Annotated in this window: 1 protein-coding gene; it reads left to right on the top strand. The window is 63.6% G+C overall.

Features of this window, described 5'->3' with window-relative positions; genetic code table 11:
• On the top strand, nt 1-231 hold a 231-nt coding region (locus SB660_RS24200; protein WP_410585189.1), incomplete at both ends, for a hypothetical protein.

The following is a 231-nucleotide window of genomic DNA, read 5'->3' as shown; positions in this document are numbered from 1 at the left end:
AACTGCTGGCCGAGCAGGTGGAACAGGTGCTCGACACGGTGGCCTGGCCGGCGCGGCTGGAGGCGAAGGGCAAGCGGCTGGCTGCTGCGGTCGTTGCTGAAGAGACCGACGAGGCAGACGAAGAAGACAAGGAAGAGGAAGAGGACGACGAGGCCGAAGACGAAGACGAAGACGATGAAGCGGTGTCGATCGGGATTGCAGCGGCGGACAGCGACGACTACGACTTCGGCA

This window comes from Bacillus sp. SIMBA_005 (assembly GCF_046535585.1).
In the GTDB taxonomy this organism is placed as follows: Bacteria; Bacillota; Bacilli; order Bacillales; family Bacillaceae; genus Bacillus; species Bacillus pumilus.
The sequence above is the reverse complement of the archived record's forward strand: the minus strand, read 5'-3'. Positions and strand labels throughout refer to the sequence as shown.